17 protein-coding genes are annotated in these 18,708 nt (G+C 72.3%); 7 read left to right on the top strand and 10 right to left on the bottom strand.

Features of this window, described 5'->3' with window-relative positions:
• Positions 1–62 precede the first annotated feature (62 nt).
• From ACQEVJ_RS30670 to ACQEVJ_RS30705, 8 genes are all read right to left on the bottom strand, one after another.
• A complete protein-coding gene (locus tag ACQEVJ_RS30670) occupies positions 63–1,097 on the bottom strand; it encodes an LLM class F420-dependent oxidoreductase (protein ID WP_433107034.1) in 1,035 nt (344 codons plus the stop codon).
• A gap of 94 nt (positions 1,098–1,191) precedes the next feature.
• The gene (locus tag ACQEVJ_RS30675; RefSeq protein ID WP_433107036.1) at positions 1,192–1,992 is read right to left on the bottom strand and encodes an SAM-dependent methyltransferase; all 801 of its coding nucleotides are present in this window, start codon (positions 1,990–1,992) and stop codon (positions 1,192–1,194) included.
• A 77-nt stretch (positions 1,993–2,069) separates the two neighbouring features.
• The gene (locus tag ACQEVJ_RS30680; RefSeq protein ID WP_433107038.1) at positions 2,070–2,660 is read right to left on the bottom strand and encodes a nucleotidyltransferase family protein; all 591 of its coding nucleotides are present in this window, start codon (positions 2,658–2,660) and stop codon (positions 2,070–2,072) included.
• On the bottom strand, positions 2,657–3,757 hold the full coding sequence (locus ACQEVJ_RS30685; RefSeq protein ID WP_433107040.1) for an XdhC family protein: 1,101 nt from the start codon (positions 3,755–3,757) through the stop codon (positions 2,657–2,659). Before ACQEVJ_RS30685 ends, ACQEVJ_RS30680 begins: the two co-directional genes overlap by 4 nt.
• On the bottom strand, positions 3,750–4,931 hold the full coding sequence (locus ACQEVJ_RS30690; RefSeq protein ID WP_433107042.1) for a vWA domain-containing protein: 1,182 nt from the start codon (positions 4,929–4,931) through the stop codon (positions 3,750–3,752). The genes ACQEVJ_RS30685 and ACQEVJ_RS30690 overlap by 8 nt, the downstream gene beginning before the upstream one ends.
• Positions 4,924–5,826 (bottom strand): AAA family ATPase, encoded by a 903-nt coding sequence (locus ACQEVJ_RS30695; protein WP_433107044.1) that lies wholly within the window; start codon positions 5,824–5,826, stop codon positions 4,924–4,926. Before ACQEVJ_RS30695 ends, ACQEVJ_RS30690 begins: the two co-directional genes overlap by 8 nt.
• A 185-nt stretch (positions 5,827–6,011) precedes the next feature.
• A complete protein-coding gene (locus ACQEVJ_RS30700) occupies positions 6,012–9,140 on the bottom strand; it encodes a hypothetical protein (protein ID WP_433107046.1) in 3,129 nt (1,042 codons plus the stop codon).
• Positions 9,141–9,393: 253 nt separating this feature from the next.
• Positions 9,394–9,726, bottom strand: a complete 333-nt coding sequence (locus ACQEVJ_RS30705) for an ArsR/SmtB family transcription factor (protein WP_433107048.1) — start codon at positions 9,724–9,726, stop codon at positions 9,394–9,396.
• A gap of 88 nt (positions 9,727–9,814) precedes the next feature.
• Here ACQEVJ_RS30705 and ACQEVJ_RS30710 point away from each other — a divergent pair, with 88 nt between their 5' ends.
• Positions 9,815–11,098: an MFS transporter gene (locus tag ACQEVJ_RS30710; RefSeq protein WP_433107050.1), complete on the top strand. Its 1,284-nt coding sequence runs from the start codon at positions 9,815–9,817 to the stop codon at positions 11,096–11,098.
• Between the two features lie 47 nt (positions 11,099–11,145).
• Positions 11,146–11,799 carry an HD domain-containing protein gene (locus ACQEVJ_RS30715; protein ID WP_433107052.1) on the top strand — a complete coding sequence of 218 codons (654 nt, stop codon included), beginning with the start codon at positions 11,146–11,148 and terminating at the stop codon, positions 11,797–11,799.
• Position 11,800: 1 nt separating this feature from the next.
• On the opposite strand, the gene ACQEVJ_RS30720 is transcribed toward ACQEVJ_RS30715, so the two are convergent.
• Entirely contained in the window at positions 11,801–12,067 is a 267-nt protein-coding gene (locus ACQEVJ_RS30720) for a DUF4031 domain-containing protein (protein WP_433107054.1), read from the bottom strand.
• Between the two features lie 1,015 nt (positions 12,068–13,082).
• Here ACQEVJ_RS30720 and ACQEVJ_RS30725 point away from each other — a divergent pair.
• A complete protein-coding gene (locus ACQEVJ_RS30725) occupies positions 13,083–13,676 on the top strand; it encodes a hypothetical protein (RefSeq protein ID WP_433107056.1) in 594 nt (197 codons plus the stop codon).
• Between the two features lie 110 nt (positions 13,677–13,786).
• Here the strand turns inward: ACQEVJ_RS30725 and ACQEVJ_RS30730 are convergent, their stop codons facing one another.
• A complete protein-coding gene (locus ACQEVJ_RS30730) occupies positions 13,787–14,920 on the bottom strand; it encodes an epoxide hydrolase family protein (RefSeq protein ID WP_433107058.1) in 1,134 nt (377 codons plus the stop codon).
• Between the two features lie 88 nt (positions 14,921–15,008).
• Here ACQEVJ_RS30730 and ACQEVJ_RS30735 point away from each other — a divergent pair, with 88 nt between their 5' ends.
• From ACQEVJ_RS30735 to ACQEVJ_RS30750, 4 genes are all read left to right on the top strand, one after another.
• On the top strand, positions 15,009–15,971 hold the full coding sequence (locus ACQEVJ_RS30735) for a helix-turn-helix transcriptional regulator (RefSeq protein ID WP_433107060.1): 963 nt from the start codon (positions 15,009–15,011) through the stop codon (positions 15,969–15,971).
• 71 nt (positions 15,972–16,042) lie between these two features.
• Entirely contained in the window at positions 16,043–16,888 is an 846-nt protein-coding gene (locus tag ACQEVJ_RS30740; RefSeq protein ID WP_433107062.1) for an ABC transporter permease, read from the top strand.
• Complete coding sequence (locus ACQEVJ_RS30745) at positions 16,885–17,640, top strand: ABC transporter ATP-binding protein (RefSeq protein ID WP_433107064.1); 756 nt, start codon at positions 16,885–16,887, stop codon at positions 17,638–17,640. The genes ACQEVJ_RS30740 and ACQEVJ_RS30745 overlap by 4 nt, the downstream gene beginning before the upstream one ends.
• Positions 17,637–18,629, top strand: a complete 993-nt coding sequence (locus tag ACQEVJ_RS30750) for an ABC transporter substrate-binding protein (RefSeq protein WP_433107066.1) — start codon at positions 17,637–17,639, stop codon at positions 18,627–18,629. Before ACQEVJ_RS30745 ends, ACQEVJ_RS30750 begins: the two co-directional genes overlap by 4 nt.
• Positions 18,630–18,708: the final 79 nt, after the last annotated feature.

Genomic DNA, 18,708 nt, shown 5'->3' on the forward strand with positions numbered 1-18,708 from the left:
GCGCGTCCCACCGCCCGGCGTCGTTTGGCAGGTGGCGGGGCGCGGGGTCCGGACGGCGGCGGTCAGGCGGCCAGGTCGCGGATCTTCTCGATCAGCCGGACCCGCTCCTCGTGGGTGTGGGCCATGGGGGCGACGTTGAGCGTGGTGACCCCGGCCTCGCGCAGCGCGGCGAGCCTCTCCCTGATGTGCCCCTCGGGGCCGACCAGGGACATCCGTTCCAGCAGTTCCCTGGGCACCAGCGCCTCGGCCTCCTTCTTCCTGCCCTCCAGGTAGAGGTCCTGGATCTGCTCGGCCTCCTTCTCGTAGCCGTAGCGCCGGGCCAGGTCGTTGTAGAAGTTCCTGCCCTTGGCGCCCATGCCGCCGATGTACAGGGCGGCCATGGAACGGCCCAGCTCCAGCACGTCGCCGACGTCGTCGCCGATCGCCAGCACGGCCTGGGCGATCACGTCCAGCTCGCCGAGCGCGGGGTCCCGGCGCTCCCGTCCGGCGGCCAGCGACGCGCCCCACACGTCGCCGGCCTTCTCGGGCACGAAGAAGATGGGCTCCCAGCCCTCCGCCAGCTCGGCGGCCAGCTGCACGTTCTTCGGGCCGATGGCCGCGATCACGATCGGGATGCGCTCGCGCACCGGGTGGTTGATCAGCTTGAGCGGCTTGCCGAGGCCGGTGCCGCCCTCCAGCGGCAGCGTGTAGTGCTTGCCCGCGTACTCCAGCCGCTCGCGCCGCCACACCTTGCGGCAGATCTCGATGACCTCGCGGGTGCGGCCCAGCGGCGCGGTGTACGGCAGGCCGTGGAAGCCCTCGATGACCTGTGGTCCCGACGTGCCGATGCCGAGCGTGAACCGCCCGTCGGAGACGTAGTCGAGGCCGGCGGCCGTCATGGCCAGCAGGGCCGGCGTGCGGGAGTAGATCGGCAGAATGCCCGAGGCGATCTGCAGCCGCTCGGTCCTCGCCGCGATGTAACCGAGCTGGCTGACGGCGTCGAAGCTGTACGCCTCGGCCACGAACACGATGTCGAGCCCGGCCTTCTCGTAGTCGGCCAGCTCGGCGACGGTCTCCTTGAAGCCCCCGGAGTAGTTGAGGGCCATCCCGATCCGCATCCGCTTGTCCTTCCGCGCGTGAACCCACCAGTAACCGAATGATGTTCCGTATTCGGATCCCAAGGCTAACGAGCCGGACCGGCCGTGACCACTGTCAGGGTCGGCGGCCGACGCCTCCGAGCACGGGCAGGAAGCCGCCGCGCGGCGGCAGCGGGTCGTCACCGGGCCGCCACTCGTTCAGCGGGACCAGCCCCGGCTCGACCGGCTCGAACCCGTCGAAGAACCGGGCGATCTGCGCGCCGGGCCTGGCCTCGAAGGGCGCGTTGGCGTTGCCGTAGACCGCGCCCGCCTGCGCCATCTCCTCCGGCAGGAGGTCGGAGCAGACGTGGGAGACGACGATGTGGCTGCCCGCGGGAAGCAGGTCACGATAGGCGGCCACCAGCCCCGCCGGGTCCTCCTCGTCGGACACGAAGTGCAGGCAGGACACCAGCAGCAGCGCCACGGGCCCGTCGAAGGTGAAGCCCGCCTCCCCCGCCGCGGCGAGGACCTCCTTCGGCCTGCGCATGTCGCCCTGCAGGAAGCTCACCCGGGAATCGCCCTCAAGCAGCGCCCGCCCGTGCGCCGCCACCACCGCGTCGTTGTCCACGTACGTCACGAACGAGTCGGGGGCCTCCTCCAGCGCGATCTCGTGGACGTTGCCCTGCGTCGGCAGCCCGGCGCCGAGGTCGAGGAACCGGCGGATACCGCACTCGGCCGCCAGGTAGCGCACGGCCCGGCCGAGGAAGGCGCGGTTCTCCCGCACCGCCTCCCTGACGTACCCGTGCGAGAGCTCGATGATCCGCTCGGCCGCCGCGCGGTCGGGCGGGAAGTGGTTCTTGCCGCCCAGGTAGTAGTCGTACATGCGGGCGACGTTGGGCCGGGTGACGTCGAACCCGCCGGGTGCCTGCTCCGTCATGACGCGCTCCCCGCTCGGCCGGACTCCTCTTCGCGATCATTGTGGCGGAGCTCACCAAGGCCAGCGAATCGGGCGAATCACTCCTTACGGAGTCGCCCCTTATGGAGTCGACACAGGTCGGCGGGGGTGTCGACGTCCGCGGGGTCGCCCACGTCGTCGCAGGGCACGGCCGTGACCAGTTCGGGGTGCGCGCGCAGGAAGGGCCGCGCGCCCACGTCGCCCTCGGCGAGCGCGGCCACCTCCGCCAGGTGCTCGCGCGCGATGAGCACCGGATTGCGGAGCGCCCCGCCGTACGCCGCGACGGCGACGCGGGCGCCGGCCTCGAACGCCGCGATCAGGCGGCGCACCGCCTCGGGCCGCACCAGCGGTTGGTCGGCCAGCGCGATCACCACCGCGGGGGCGGCCGGCGGGAGCGCGCGCAGCCCGGCCCGCAGCGACGACCCCATGCCGGCCGCCCAGCCGGGATTGCGCACGACGACCGCGCCGGCGACCGGCACGTCGGCGGCCCCGAGGACGATCAGCAGCGGCCGGCACCCGCCCTCGGCGAGCAGCCGCACCCCGCGGTCGGCCAGCCGCTCCCCCTCGAACTCCACCAGCGCCTTCGGCCCGCCGAACCGGCTGCCGCCCCCGGCGGCCAGCAGCAGCCCGGCGACCGGCGCACCGCTCACCGGGAATCACCGTGGATGCGTCCCGACGTCTCGGCGAGCGGCCTGCCGCTGCCGCCCCAGCGCAGCTGGATCAGCTCGGCCGCGATCGACACGGCCGTCTCCTCCGGCGTGCGCGCCCCGAGGTCGAGCCCGATCGGCGACCTCAGCCGGGCCAGTTCGTCCTCGGTCAGCCCCGCCTCGCGCAGCCGCGCCAGCCGGTCCGCGTGCGTGCGCCGCGACCCCATGGCCCCCACGTACGCCGCGGAGGTGCGCAGAGCCACCTCCAGCAGCGGCACGTCGAACTTCGGGTCATGGGTGAGCACGCAGATCGCGGTGCGCTCGTCGACCTCGGCGGCGGCCAGGTAGTCGTGCGGCCAGGCCACCACGACCTCGTCCGCCTCAGGGAACCGCTTGGCCGTGGCGAAGACCGGCCGCGCGTCGCACACCACCACGTGATAGCCGAGGAAGCGGCCGATCCGCGCGACGGCCCCGGCGAAGTCGATCGCCCCGAAGACCAGCATGCGCGGCGGCGGCGCGAACGACTGCACGAACACCCGCAGGTCATCCAGCCGCCGCTCACCCTCCGGGCCGTAGCGCCGCACGCCGGTCAGGCCCTGCGCGAGCATGCCGCGCACATCGTCGTCCACCGCGTCGTCGAGCCGGGCCGAGCCGAGCGAGCCCGCCGCCCGGTCCGGCCAGACCACACGCCGCGCCCCCACACGGCCGGGACCCGCGACGATCGTGGCCACCGCGATCGGACGCCGCGCCGCGACGTCCGCGGCGACCTCCCCCAACTGCGGATAATCCTGCCTGGAGACCGGCTCCACGAACACGTCGATGATCCCGCCGCAGGTCAGGCCGACCGCGAAGGCGTCGTCGTCGCTCACGCCGTACCGCTGCAGCACCGGCGTCCCAGTGGCGACGACCTGCGCGGCGAGCTCGTAGACCGCCCCCTCGACGCAGCCGCCCGACACGCTGCCGGCCGCCTCACCGTCGAACACGGCCATGGCCGCCCCGGGCGGGCGCGGCGCGCTGCGGAAGGTGCCGACGACGGTGGCGAGGCCGAACCGCCGCCCCTGCTCCCACCAGCACAGCACCTGGTCCAGCACGTCACGCATCGGCCCCTACCTTCCGCACGGGTCGCCTATCGCCGGCCAGCAGCGCCGCCAGCTCCTCGTACGCGGCCAGGCTGTGCCCGGCGACGAAGTCCGTGACGTACGGCAGCACCGCGCGGATGCCCGCCGTCAGCGGCCGGTACGCCGGGTCGCCCTTGTGCGGGTTGACCCACACGACGCGGCGGGCGAGCCGGGACAGCCGGGCCATCTGCGCGCCCAGCAGGTCGGCCGACCCCCGCTCCCATCCGTCGGAGGCGATCACGACGATCGCGCCCCGGGGGTCGGGCAGGCGCAGCAGCGCCCGCACCTCCTCCCCCAGCCGGGTGCCGCCGTTCCAGTCCGGGATGGCCGCCGAGCACTCGTCCATGGAGAGGGCGGGGTCGCGGTGGCGGAGCGCGGCGGTGATCCTGGTGAGCCGGGTTCCCACGGTGAACACCTCGGTCGCCCCCGGCTCCGCGCGCACCAGCGCGTGGGCGAAGCGCAGCAGCGTGTCGGCGTAGGCGGCCATCGAGCCGCTGACGTCCACGAGCATGACCACCCGGCGCGGCCGGTCCCTGCGCACGCGGCGGCGCAGCCGGGCCGGTTCCCCGCCGTGCCGCAGGATCTCCCTGACCGTGCGCCGCGCGTCGGTCGCACCGCCGTGTGGCGACGGGCGGTGGCGCCGCGACCTGCGCGGCTGCCGGGCTCCGCGCAGCAGCGCGAGCAGGCGGTGCACCTCCCGCCGCTCGGCCTCGCTCATCCGCGCCACGTCCCGATGCCGCAGCACCTCGATCTCGCTCGCCGTGGCCGGCGGCGCGCCGGGCTCGCCCGTCCCCTCCGGCTCCCCGCCGCCGTACGGCGCGGCCACCGGGCGGGTCACGGAGACGGCCGTCGCGCGCACGCGGCGCGGCGCGGGGAAGGCGGCGGAGAAGTACGCCGCGAAGCAGCGGTCGTAGCGGGGCAGGTCGTCGGGCCCGGCGCACAGAGTGAGACGGCCCGCCCAGTAGACGTTCCGCCCGTCGGCGGCGTCGAGGTGGCCGAGCGCCGCGAGGAAGCTCTGGGTGCGATGGTGGTCGGCCGCGACCCCGGCCGCCCGGAGCGTCCGGGCGAACCCGGTCAGCACCGCGACCGGTTCCGGACCGGCACCGGGCGACGCGGGCAGGCCCGGGCGGTGGCCGTCTCCGTCCCGGTCAGCCACGGCCGCCGTCCGGCGTGAGCAGCCCCCGGGCCCGGACGACCTCCTGGTCCTCGCGGTGCTTGAGCACCGCGCCCAGCGTGGCGGCGGCCAGGGCGGGGTCGAGCTCCATGGCGCCGAGTGTGAGCAGCGCCTCGGTCCAGTCGAGGGTCTCGGCGATGCCCGGCGGCTTGACCAGGCCGGCCTCGCGCATCCGGCCCGCCGTCCGTGCCACGTCCGCCGCGAGCCGCTCCGCGCATCCGGGCAGGCGCCGCCGCAGGATCGCCACCTCCCGGTCGAACCCCGGGTGCTCCAGCCAGTGGTAGAGGCAGCGCCGTTTGAGCGCGTCGTGCACCTCGCGGGTCCGGTTGGAGGTCAGGACGACGACCGGCGGGGTCGGCGCGCTGATCGTCCCGATCTCCGGCACCGAGATCGTGAAGTCCGACAGCACCTCCAGCAGGAACGCCTCGAACTCGTCGTCCGCCCGGTCGATCTCGTCCACGAGCAGCACGCTGGGCTGCGTCTCCAGGGCCCGCAGCAACGGTCTCGCGATGAGGAACCGCCGGTCGTAGATCTCGCCCTCGAGCGCGGCGACGTCGGCCACGCCGGCCGCCTCGGCCGCCTTGAGGTGCAGGAGCTGGCGGGGGAAGTCCCAGTCGTACATGGCCTGCGCCGCGTCGAGCCCCTCGTGGCACTGCAGCCTGATCAGCGGCGCGTCCAGGATCGCCGCAAGCGTCTTGGCGAGCTCGGTCTTGCCGACGCCCGCCTCGCCTTCCAGGAACAGCGGCCGGCCCATCTTCAGGGCGAGGTAGGCCGCGGTCGTCACGCCCCCGTCGGCCAGGTAGTCGTGGTGGTCGAGCAGCTCCGCCAGCCTCGCCGGCGCGTCGATGTCCGAGATCGTGGTCGTCCGCCGCAGCACACGGACAGGCTACGTGGCGGGCGTTCCGCGAGGCTCTGGCCGAATCCACCAAAGCCGGGCGCGTCACACGGCGCCGCGTCGCCACGATCGCACAGATCCCCCCGGCCGGCTACTCGTTCTCCGCACACGGCGGCCTTCTGCGACGCGGCGCCGCCGTCGATCAGGCGGCAGGCCCGGTGACCGCGTCAGGCCGGCGCGGTGAGATTCCTTATCGTGAACTCGACGTGACCACGGTCGGGCGGGAAGTTCCCGCTGACATGGTCGAATTTGACGTCGGAGCTGCGTCCAGGGGCAACCGTGAACGGTTCGAGAGCCTTCGTCGTGACGATCTGGTCGCTCGCCGGAGGCTTGCTCGTGTCGAAGTAGTTCTCGCACAGCATGGACTGGACGGTGACCTCCAGCGAGAGGTCCGCTCCCAGCGTGACGGACATGTCGACCCTGACGTTGAAGCGCTGTGCGTGGTCGCCGATGAAGGCGGTGGACCAGGTGGTGACGAACGCGCCGGCAGGAGGCGGCCCCCAGGTTTCCGGCGCCCATGTCAAAGTCGCCTGCGCGTTTATGGTGGCATGGGCCCAGTCGTCCTCGCCGATCAGCACCCGGCGTACGGTGTCGATCCTGCCGGTGCAGCTCAGGAGACGTCGCCACTCCGGTGGATCTTCGAGAAGGATGTCGATGGGGCCGGGTTGGTCCCCCGCTTCCACCTCCACCAGGACGCGTCCGGTGAGCTGCTGGTTCGTCTCCGGCCAATAGGCGGATGCGAAAGCCTCATAGCGCCCCGCGCTCACCGCGAGCGTATAACCCGATTGACGCTCGGCCCTTTTGGTCATCGTCGTCTCACAGCCGAAGCGGACGATCGCGCCCTCGATCTCGATGTCCCGATAGCGAACCGTTCCCCTGACGAGCGCCGGCCCTCTGGAGCGGTCCCATTGGTGCACCCTCCTCGGCTCCGGCCGCGACGGCGTGAGGAGAAGTCGCTCGGCACGGCCGTATAAGCCGTGCCAGATTCGCTCGTGCGCGGTCGACGTCGGCGGATCCCAGAACAGCCTGATGTCGTCGGGTGACACGGCAAGGCCCTCGCCCGGTGACTCCCACAGACTCTCGTCCGTTTCGTCGGCTCGATCTTTCGCGAAGGTGTTGCACATCTGCGTCGCCACGTCGTCGGGCATGTCTTCGAACAGCAGCTTCAGGCCCGCGATGTTCTCGGGAGTGATGCCCAGCAGCGCGGCGGCGGCGGCCACAGGACCGGCGAGCAGCCCCAGCAGGGCGGTCAAGCCGATGGTCGTCAGATCGATCAGCAGGCGCTCCTCGTATTTGAGTTCCTGCACGGCCTGGTAGACCTCTTTGCGTACCTTTTCGACCAGCAGCTCGTGAAGCGCCTGCCCGGCGTGTTCCCGTTCGTCGCTGAGATAGCGATAGAGGCCATCCACGCTCGGTGACGCGAGCAGTTCCTCCGGGTCCTCCGTCACCGAGCCTTCCAGCTCGATCTGCTGGCCGGGGTTGGCGGCGTTGGCGAGTTGAATCGCCGCCCACACGAAGCTGGAGCAGACGACGGGCCGGGTGCCGGCCGCCCACGCGGCGCCCGGTGGTCTGCCCTCCCAGATCGGGTCGGTCGCGGCCGGGCCGAATCGCCTCGGGTCGAGCGCTATGCCGGCGGAGGTGTACGCGTAGAAGCGGTAGTGACCGTCGATCGTCTCCGCGGCGGCCGCCACCCGGTGCAGCATCTGCCGGATGCGAGGGTCACGAGCCTCCAGCTCCGGCGGCGGCTTCACCACGAGCCCCTCGATCGTCTGACCGGTGTCCCGCACGTACGCGGGCAGGTTCGGAAGGTTGTGTATCGGATAGCTGTCCGACGGATATTCCGGGTCCGCGAACTGCTGCTGTTTCGTCCACGCCTCCCACGCTGACTGCGGGGCATCCGCCGCGGGCCGCGGGAGCGGACCGATGCCCGGGTTGTGGGCGAAGAAGTCCCCTTGCCGGTTGAACGGCCGGCCAGTCGGGTCAAGGGTGTTGAAACCGGTGAAGAACGCGTCTTCCACTGATTGTGTGATCGTGCCGGGCCATCCGTAGGTGAGCGCATCCGGACGGAACCCGTCGACAGGTGCCCGTTCACCGAAGAACTCCCCCGTCATGAACCGCCCCGGATTGCGACGCTGCAGCCGGTCGTGGGCCATCGTGGCGTGCCGGATCAGAGTGTGGTCGGCGACCATGATTCCCATGTGGTCGTATACCTGGGGTGGCCGCAACTGCCCGAGCAAGGCGCCGATGAGCCCCACGCCGTCTCCCGGAGTGAGGATCAGGTCGCCCCGGCGCGCATTGTGGACGGCCGGCGGGACGATCTGCCATTCGACGACGTCGGTCGCGGCGCAGACCAGCCGGGGGTCCGGAGGACAACTCTTCGGGTCACACGGGGTGCCGAGCTTCGCACGCAGGTCAAGGGGCAGATCGAACGCCGTCGCGTATGGCCCGACGCTCAGTTCCCCGCCGAGATAGTCCTTCCAGGCGACCCAGGCGTGAGTGCCGTCGAACACGAGCGACAGGCCGTCCGACGCTCCGGCGAAATCCTCGGACTCACCTATTTCGGTGAGCGCGTTCAAGCCACTGCGAGCCCGCCAGTCTCCGTTTCCGAATTGGCTTCGCTCCTGTGCGGCGACGTGCAGGCCCGGATGATTGTGGTAATTCGTGGTGCAAATCGCGGTGCGATCGCACGCGCGAGGGGCCGGTGCCGTGATGCGGCGGACCACGGACGGGCCCGCGGGGTCGACGAGGGCGATCGTGAAGGATCCTTCGCCGCCGCCGCGGTCGCCATAGGCGATGAGCAGCCCGCCTGACACCGGATCGGCGCAGATCGCCGGTTCAGGCTGCACCGAGAACGGCAGCAGTGCGTCTTCCCATGTCGAACCGTCGTCGGCGCTGGTGAGCAGATGAGCCTGGCCGCCGATGTTCTCCGCCCAGAGGACCGCGAGCCCACCCGAGTATGCGGTGAAGGCGGAGGGTCCGACGAAACCGCCGCCGATCGGCAATGGCCGCACCGCACCGAAGGCGACCCCGTTGAGGGTCGACCTGTGCTCGTACGTTTCGCCCGCCGTTCCGGTGATCAGGTGAAGCCGGTCGCTCCGCGCGGCGAGCGCGGCCGTCTCGCCGCACGCGAATGCCGCCTCATGCCGTTTCTGGGAGCCGTCGCCGAGCACGTCGACCGAGCGAAGAACAGCCCTGCCGTTCACGGCCCGATAGGCCAGCCACAAGGAGTCGTTCCACCACGCCGCCGCGGGCGCCGACGTCACCTGCTCCCCGGTGTTCATCGCGTGTGCCAGCATGCCGCACCCTTCCGAAGTCAACACCTGAGACTTCCGGCCGTGCTCAACAGACCCTCTAAGCGAAGTAATCACAGCGATGTTCGGCAGGCAACGACATCGCGCATCATGGGTTTTCCCCCGTGCCCCGGTGCATGGTGTCAATCCCCCGCAGAATTCCCGCCTTCGGGATGACCGGCTTCGGGATGACCGGCTTCGGGATGACCGGCTTCGGGATGACCGGCTTCGGGATGACCGGCTTCGGCGCCGTACCGGGTCAGCCGGCGGTCCGCTCCGGCGGCGCGCCGAGCACGGCGTCCAGCAGGCCGGGGAAGCGGTCGTCCAGGTCCTCCCTGCGCAGGCTCACGTACCGCTGCCGGCCCTCGGGGACGTTGCGGATGACACCGGCCTCGCGGAGGGTCTTCAGGTGGTGTGACAGCGTCGACTTCGGCACCTCTCCCCCGGTCGGCTGGCAGGCCGCCACCTCCAGCGGCCCCTGCGCGAGCCGCCGCACGAGCGCCAGCCGCGAGGGGTCGCTGAGCGCGAACAGCACGTCGGTCAGCACCAGGCTCGCGGCGTCGGGGTGCGGTAGGTCCCGGGCTCCAGGCATGGTTCGATAATAGTTGAACTATCGGCTACCCCGTCGTACGGTGTGACGGTTCGAAAATTTTGGAACCATGAACGATGGGAGTGCCGGGATGACGAACTCGGGGGGCCGCGCTCCGTCCGTGGACACCCTGCAGGTGGAGACCGCGGCGGCCGGGACGGCGGCACGCGGCCTGATCTCTGGCAGAGCCGGGTTCTGGCTGCTCGCGGGAACCCTGCTGGCCTTCATGGCCGCCGCGAGCACGCCCTCACCGCTGTACGTGGTCTACCAGCAGCGCTGGGGGTTCTCGGCGGCCACGCTGACCGCCGTGTTCGCGGTCTACGCCCTGGCGTTGCTGATCGCGCTGCTCACCGTGGGCGAGCTGTCGGATCACGTCGGCCGGCGGCCCGTACTGATCGCGGCCCTGGTGGTCGAGGCGGGCGCCATGGTCGCGTTCCTGACCGCCGGAGGCGTCGGGCCGCTGCTGCTGGCCAGGACTCTGCAGGGCCTGGCCACCGGCGCGGCGACGGGCGCCATCAGCGCCGGCCTGGTGGACCTGCAGCCGGGGTCCCGCCGCGTCCGTCAACTGGGCGCACTGGTGAACAGCGCCGCACCGACCGGTGGGCTGGCCGCGGGGGCGCTCGGCGCCGGGTTGTTCGTGCGCTATACGACGACGCCGACGACCTCGGTCTTCGTCCTGCTCACTGCCGTCTTCGTGGTGCTGGCGGCCGCGATGGCGCTGCTGCCCGAGCCGGTCGCGTCCCGTCCCGGCCGGGGACGGGACGCGCTCGTCTCGCTGCGTCCGCGTGCCGCCGTGCCGCGGCACGCCCGTGGCGCGTTCGCGGCGGCCGTCCCCTGCCTGCTCGCCACGTGGGCCGTGGGCGGGCTCTACCTGTCGCTCGGCGGCTCGCTGACGGCGGGCGTCCTGTGCATCCCCGACCACCTGGTCGGCGGGCTCGTCGTCGCCGCGCTCACCGCCGCGGGCGCCGTGGCGTCGGTGACCGTACGCGACAAGGCGGCGGGGCGGGTCATGGCGGGCGGATCGCTGGTGCTCGCCGCCGGCACCGGCCTGACCCTGGCGGCGCTCGCCGCCGCCTCCACGCCGCTGTTCTTCGCCGGGACGATCGTCGCGGGCTGCGGGTTCGGCAGCGCCTTCCTCGGCGCGCTCCGCTCACTGGCGGCACTGGCCGGGCCGGCCGAGCGGGCCGGGCTGTTCGCCTCCGTCTACGTCGTCAGCTACCTCGCCTTCAGCGTCCCCGCGCTGGTGGCGGGGCTCGCGGTGTCGTCGCTCGGCCTGCGGGCCACGGCCACCGCGTACGGCTGCGCGGTCGTCGTCCTGGCCCTTCTCGCCGCGGTCCTGGGCCTCGTCCGCGAGCGTTCGGCCCGCACGGCCTGAAGAGATCCCCGGAAGCGCCACCCGCCCGGGCGCTTAGGGTTCGGGACATGACCGACGATCGGAGCCTGCCCCGGCCCGGCTGCCTCACCGGCTCGCCGGCCGGGCGGGCGCTCGCCGCCGAACTGGCCGCCCGCTGGGCGGAGCCGCACCGGCGCTATCACACGACGGCCCACCTGCGGGCGGTCCTGGCCGCGATCGAGCCACTCGCCGCCCAGGCCGGGGACGCCGACGCCGTACGGCTGGCCGCGTGGTTCCACGACGCCGTCTACGACGGGCGGCCGGGGTGGGACGAGGAGCGCAGCGCCCAGCTCGCCCAGGCCCGGCTGCCCGCCTGCGGCCTGCCCGCGGAGCGGGTGCGGGAGGTGGCCCGGCTCGTGCGGCTCACGGCAGGGCACGCCTACGAGCCCGGCGACCCGAACGCGGCCGTCCTGTGCGACGCCGATCTGGCGATCCTCGCGGCGCCGCCCACCGCCTACGAGGCGTACGCGAAGGCCGTGCGCGAGGAGTACCGGCACGTGCCGGACGCGGCGTTCAGGACCGGACGGGCCGCGGTGCTGCGGGAGTTGCTCGGCAAGCCCCGCCTGTTCGGCACTCCCGTGGGCCGTGACCTGTGGGAGCTGCGGGCACGCGAGAACATCGCCACCGAGCTGGCCGGTCTTCGAGCGACGCCCGGTGAGCAGCCGCAGCCCTTTACGATGTAGATCAGGTGCGGCTCTTCGGCCGGCGCAGGCCCGAGTCGCGCAGGCGGCGCACCAGCTCCTGGCTGCCGACGGGCTCGGCGCCGAGGAGCACGGCCCGGTCGTAGACCGTCTCGGGCACGTCGTAGTGGTCCCGGTCGAAGGCCCGCCCGGGCACGCCGAGCAGGCGGGCGAACTCGTGCAGCTCCTCCAGCGAGGAGTCGCTGACCAGGTGGGACCACAGCAGGCCCCGGGGTCCCGGCCAGTTCGGCCGGTCGATCAGCACCGCCATGCGCCCCTCCCCTGTCCGGGGGCGAGCATAGCCCGGGGCGCCGGCCCCCACCTCGTCGCCGCCCGTCCCCGGCGATACGGCAGCCGGCGCCGACGCGGCGGTGAGCGGATTCCGAGCGAATACCTGATGACCGGAGAACGCGCCAACGGTCCCCCGAGGACTGCCTCAGCAGGGATTACCTCCTAGCACTTCCCCGGAAGTCGCTGGCATTTGGGACAGCACTTGTACTTACGGTGGTTCGTGCATCGGTAGGTGCACTTGGGCGGCTTCGGATTCGTGTACGAATTACCGGGAGCCGCCTGCGTGACGGCCGCGCCGCCCGCGCCCGCCGATGCCGACGCCGGAGACGCCGCGGCCGGCCAGAGTGCGACCGCGCCGAGCAGAGCCGAGCCGACGATCATGCTGAATCGCCCACCTCGCATGGCCATTCTCCTCTCCGATCAAGCCGCGGTGCGGCGGATCGGGCGGTTTCCCCCTCATTGTCCGGATCGCTACCGGGAGGCGTCCAGCCCACCACCCGCAATCCGGGGTGATCCGGGGAAAATCCGATGCGAATCCCGATCGGGCGATTGACATGGATCGATGAATGACGCGCCGGGCCGGGTCCGGAATGGTGCCGCCTCTGGGTTCCGCTGGCGCGGGATCTACGTCCCCACGAGGCGCCGGACCGCACCCGGCCGGACTCCCCCCGGCGAATTCACCGCGCCTTCCGTGCTTTCGCCATACGAACCGTGGGGCGGCTCCAAAATGTCCGTCCGGCCACGGCATGGAAAGCGCCCCGACCCGGCAAAAGCCCGCATAGTCGCCACCTGGGCGGCAACCGTCGTCCAGAACGCGCCCTCGCGTTGGAGGTCAGGACGGCCCCAGGACAATCGGGGACCCCGTGAGCGCTTCCGGCGGAGGGCGCCGACCACACACCCGCGACGGCCCGGATTCGGGACGCCAGACGGTGCGCGGGCCGGTGCGCCGCGGAACCACAGGGTCCACACGATCCACAGGGTCACAGGGGGAAACGATGGCTGCACGAACTGTTCGATCCCTTACCGCGCTCGCGGCGGCGGCCGTGCTGACGATGGCGCTGCTCGTCGGCTGCGGCGGCGGCACGACCACCGCCCCGGCGTCCGGGGGCGCCGCCGCGGCCGGCCCGGTGGCGCAGGTCACGCCGACCTCGACCGAGACCGAGTACAACTCCCCGTGCCCGACCGGTGGCAACGCCAGGCGGTTCGCCAAGACCCGGTTCGCGCTGCACGCGGGTCTCGCACTCGGCGCCTTCCACCGCTACATCTACAAGCCGCTGCGCAGCGGGGGTTTCAAGGCCGGAGCGGAGAAGCGCAAGCGCACGATCGCGAAGGCCGCGATCGCCGGCGCCTTCGCCCTGCACCAGCTGAAGGTCGCCAAGGGCTTCGCCGCGGCCAATCCGCGCCTGTGCAGGGCCGTCGAGGGCGTCAACTCCCAGTTCACCGCGCTGACCGACAAGCTGCACAACGGCACCGCCACGGCGGCCGACGTCGACGCCGGCAAGAGCTCGATGGACGGTCTCCAGCGCGACGCCGCGAAGACCGGCTACAAGTTCAAGGAGCAGAACGTCACCATCCCCGGCGTGAGCTGACCTCCGCGAAAGGAGCCGGGCAGGGCCCGGCCCGCGTACCGGGACGGGGTTGACCGATCCGCGAGCGGCCGCGTCGCCCGAGCAAGGACGACGCGGCCGTTCCGCGCCGGTCAGCCCACCTTGGCGAAGAACGCGCGGATGTCGGCGGCGAGGTGATCCGGCTGGTCCATCGCGATGAAGTGGTGGCCGCCCGGGTTGTCCTCCGGCCAGTGGAGGATGGTGTTGTGGCGTTCGGCGAGCCGGCGGATGCCGGGAGGGCCGCTGTACACGCCGGTCGGCACGGCGGTCTGGCCCTCCGGCCAGCCGAAGCCGGTGCTCTCGTAGTACGGCCACGCCGACGTCCCGAACGTCCCGGTGAACCAGTACAGGCTCACGTTGGTCAGGAACAGATCCCGGTCGATCACCTCCTCGAGCGGCCTGCCGGAGGCGTTGAACTCGTGGAACTTCTGGGTCATCCAGGCCAGTGCCGCGAGCGGGGAGTCGTGCCACCCGTACGTGAAGGTCTGCGGCGCCGCGCGCAGCAGCGCGTGATGGTCGACGCCGTTCATCCAGTCCTGTCCCATCAGCCGGTCATAGGCCGCCCGCTCGTCCTCGGTCATCTCCGGGAGATCCTTCTCCGTGGGGAAGCCGAGACCGCTGACGATGTAGACGCCGGCCACGTTGTCCGGCGCCGCCTTGGCCAGCTCCGGGGCGACATAGGCCCCGAAATCCCCGCCCTGCGCGCCGTACCGGTCGTAGCCGAGACGACGCATCAGCTCCGCCCAAAGCCGCGCCACGCGCGCCGCGGTCCAGCCGGTCCCGCGCGGCGGCGCGGAGAAGCCGAAGCCCGGCAGGGAGGGCACCACGACGTGGAACGCCTGAGCGGGGTCGCCGCCGTGCGCACGGGGGTCGGCGAGACGGCCGGCGAGCTCGGTGAACTCCAGGAACGAGTTCGGCCAGCCGTGCGTGAGGACGAGCGGCAGAGCATCGGGCTCGGCCGAGCGTACGTGCAGGAAATGGATGTCCTGGCCGTCGATCTCGGTCATGAACTGCGGAAACTCGTTCAGCCGAGCCTCGTGCCCGCGCCAGTCGTACTCGTGGCGCCAGTGGCGGGCGAGCTCCCGGAGGGAGGCGGCGGGGACGCCGCGGCTCCATCCGTCGCCGGGCAGCCGCCGGGGCCACCGGGCGCGGTCCAGCCGGTCGTTCAGGTCGTCCAGGTCGGCCGAAGCGATCTCAATACGGAATGGGCGGATCTCGGTGCTCATGTCTCTCCCGATGCGGCGCGATGACGGGATCGACGCTATGGGCCATATAGGTCATCCTCTGTCCTAGATGGCCGGGCATGCTTGTGCCATGGGTGACATGTCCGCACGATTACTCGCTCTGCTGTCGCTGCTGCAGACTCCCCGCGAGTGGCCCGGGAGCGAGCTGGCCAAGCGTCTGGAGGTCAGCCCCCGGACCATTCGCCGCGACATCGACCGTCTGCGCGAGCTGGGATACCCGGTCGAGGCGACGATGGGCGCGGTGGGCGGTTACCGGCTCGCCGCGGGCGCGGCCATGCCGCCGCTGCTGCTGGACGACGAGGAGGCGGTGGCCATCGCCGTCGGCCTGCGCACGGCCGCCGCGCACCCGGTGGACGGCATCGACGAGGCGTCCGTGCGCGCCCTGGCCAAACTGGAGCAGGTGCTGCCCTCCCGGCTGCGGCACCGGGTGGGGGCGCTCGCCGCCGCGACCGTTCCGATGCTCGCCGGTGCCGAGCCGCCCGTGGACCCGCGGACCCTGGTGGTGCTCGCCGGGGCGGCCGCCAACCGTGAGCGCCTGCGCTTCGCCTACCGGTCCGGCGACGGCGCCGAGACCAGGCGGCTGACCGAACCGTACCGCCTGGTCACGGCCGGACGCCGGTGGTACCTGCTGGCGTACGACAACGACCGCGACGACTGGCGGGTCTTCCGCGCCGACCGGATCGGCGACCCTCACCCGACGGCCGTACGGTTCCCGGCCCGCGTGCCGCCGGAACAGGACCCGGCCGCGTTCGTCGCCGCCAAGCTGTACTCGTCCGCGCCCGTCTACGAGGTGGTGGCGACCGTGCGTCTTCCGGCCGGCCAGGTGGCGCGTCGCCTCGGCGCCCCCGCGGGGAACGTCGAACCGATCGACGACCACAGCTGCCGCCTGCGCGGACCGGCCGACACCCTGGAGTGGCTCGCGTCGCGTCTGCTCATGCTCGGCTGCGAGTTCGAGGTGCACGAGCCGCCGGAGCTGCGGGCGTACCTGCGTGCGCTGGGCGATCGCGCCACTCGCGCCGCCGACGGTCAATAACCTATTGACTTGGTAGGAAATATGGGCAACTCTGATGGCGAATCCTCCGTCGTCGTCTGCGAGGTGTGTCCATGTCCGTCGTCGAACTCCAGGGCGAGTTAGGGAGCGCGGTCCGGGCGGATCCCCGGCCGCGTCCCCGCTCCGCCTCGGCCCGCGCTCCGCGGAGGGGGTGGCACAGGTGGGTCAGTCCCCTCGTCGTCGTGCTGCTGTGGCAGGTCGCCAGCGCGCTCGGGCTGCTGCCCGCCCGGTTGCTCGCCGCCCCGTCGGAGATCGCCGCGACCGCGCTCGACCTGGTGCGCTCCGGGACGCTGCCCACGGCGATCGCGGTGTCCCTCGAACGGGTGCTCCTCGGCTTCGCCGCCGGAGCGGTCGCCGGCGTCGGTTTCGCGCTGGTCGCCGGGCTGAGCCGAACCGGTGAGAACGCCGTCGACCCGATCATGCAGATGCTCCGGGCGCTGCCGTTCTTCGGGCTGATCCCGCTGTTCATCCTCTGGTTCGGGATCGGGGAGACGCCCAAGGTGCTGCTGGTGGCGCTCGCCGTCTCCTTCCCCCTCTACCTCAACACGTTCGCGGGCATCCGGGGCGTGGACGGCAAGCTCGCCGAGGTCGCCCGGACGCTCAGACTCGGCAGGGCCGCGCTCGTACGGCACGTCGTGCTGCCCGGCGCGCTCCCCCAGACGCTCGTCGGGCTGCGCCAGAGCCTCGGGGTGGCCTGGCTGGCGCTGATCGTGGCCGAGCAGGTCAACGCCGACGCCGGCCTCGGCTACATGATCAACGACGCGCGGGAGTTCCTGCGCACCGACGTGATCGTGGTCGGCCTGCTCGTCTACAGCGCGCTCGGCCTGCTCACCGACGCCCTGGTCCGGCTCCTGGAGAGGAGGGCCCTGGTATGGCGGCGCGAGTTCCTGTCCCGGTGAGTGTCACGGTGAGCGCGCAGGCCCCGGATGCCGTACGGCCGGCGGCCACCGCACTGGCCACCGTACGCGGGCTCACCCGGCGCTTCGGCGACCGCACGGTGCTCGACGGCCTCGACCTGACGATCGAGCGCGGCGAGTTCGTCGCGCTCCTCGGCCGCAGCGGTTCGGGCAAGTCCACGCTGCTGCGCGCGCTCGCCGGCCTGGACGAGGAGGTCGAGGGCGGCCTGGAGGTGGACGGCTCGGTGGCCGTGGCCTTCCAGGAGCCCCGGCTGGTGCCGTGGAAGCGGGTGCGCGACAACCTCACGCTCGGCCTGACCGCACCCGACCCGGTCGGCAGGGCGGAGGCGGCGCTGGCCGAGGTCGGCCTGGCCGACCGGGCGCGGGCGTGGCCGCTGACGCTGTCCGGCGGCGAGGCGCAGCGGGCGAGCCTGGCCCGCGCGCTCGTCCGCGAGCCGGGGCTGTTGCTGCTCGACGAGCCGTTCAGCGCGCTCGACGCGCTGACCCGGATCACCGTGCACCGCCTGGTGCTCGACCTCTGGGCGGCGCACGGCCCGGCCGTGCTGCTGGTGACCCACGACGTGGACGAGGCGCTGCTGCTGGCCGACCGGGTCCTGGTGCTCGACGGCGGGCGCGTCGCGCACGAGTGGACCGTCGCCGCGCCGCGCCCCCGGCACCGCGACCACCCCGACCTGCTCACCCTGCGCGCGGCCCTGTTGTCCGCGCTGGGCGTCACCCCGGAGGGACCCGCATGACCAGGAGACTGCTCGCCGCGCTGCTGATCGCCCTGGCGGCCGGCACGGCCTGCGCCTCGACGGGACAGGGCGCGTCCGGCGGGACGGACGGGCAGGCCGCGGGCCGCCTCACCCTGCGGGTCGGCGACCAGAAGGCCGGATCGCAGGCCCTGCTCAAGGCCGCGGGGCTGCTCGAGGGCACCTCCTACGCGATCACGTGGTCGCAGTTCACCTCCGGGCCTCCGCTGCTGGAGGCGGTCAACGCGGGCGCGGTCGACATCGGCGGCGTGGGCAACACCCCGCCCGTCTTCGCCGCCGCCTCCGGCTCGAAGATCAAAATCGTGGCGGCGTACCGGCAGAGCGCGAAGGGATCGGCGATCCTCGTCCCCGCCGGGTCGGCGATCACCTCGCCGGCCCAGCTCAAGGGCAAGAAGATCGCGGTCGCCAAGGGCAGCTCGGCCCATTACCACCTGCTGGCGGTCCTGAAGAAGGAGGGCCTGTCGTTCAAGGACATCCAGCCGCAGTATCTCCAGCCCGCCGACGCCCTGGCGGCGTTCTCGTCCGGCACCGTCGACGCCTGGGCCATCTGGGACCCCTTCACCTCGCAGGCCGAGATCCAGCACAAGGCCCGGCTGCTGGTCGACGGCGCGGGCATCGTCAACGGCCTGGGCTTCCAGGTCGCCGCTCCCGCCGCGCTCGGCGACGCGGGCAAGCGGGCCGCGATCGGCGACTTCCTCACCCGGCTGGCCAAGGCGCGGATCTGGGCCGCCACCCACCTGGACGAGTGGGCGAAGGTGTGGGCGCGGGAGACGGGCCTGCCGGTCGAGGTGGCGGACGCGGCCGTCGCCAACGCCGTGGCCACCCCGGTCGTGATCGACGACTCGGTCGTCTCCTCCGAACAGGAGATCGCCGACGCGTTCACCGCCGAGGGCCTCGTCCCGGGCTCCGTCACGTTCTCCCAGTTCGTCGACGACCGCTTCAACGACGTCGTCAGGAAGGCGCAGCGTTGACCTCCTCCCCTCCCTACCGGAAGGGGATTCCGACCGTCACCGGTCGGACTCCCTGCTTCGCCGCCGGTCGCCCCGGCCG

The organism is Microbispora sp. CA-102843, from assembly GCF_050936215.1.
Taxonomy (GTDB): domain Bacteria; phylum Actinomycetota; class Actinomycetes; order Streptosporangiales; family Streptosporangiaceae; genus Microbispora.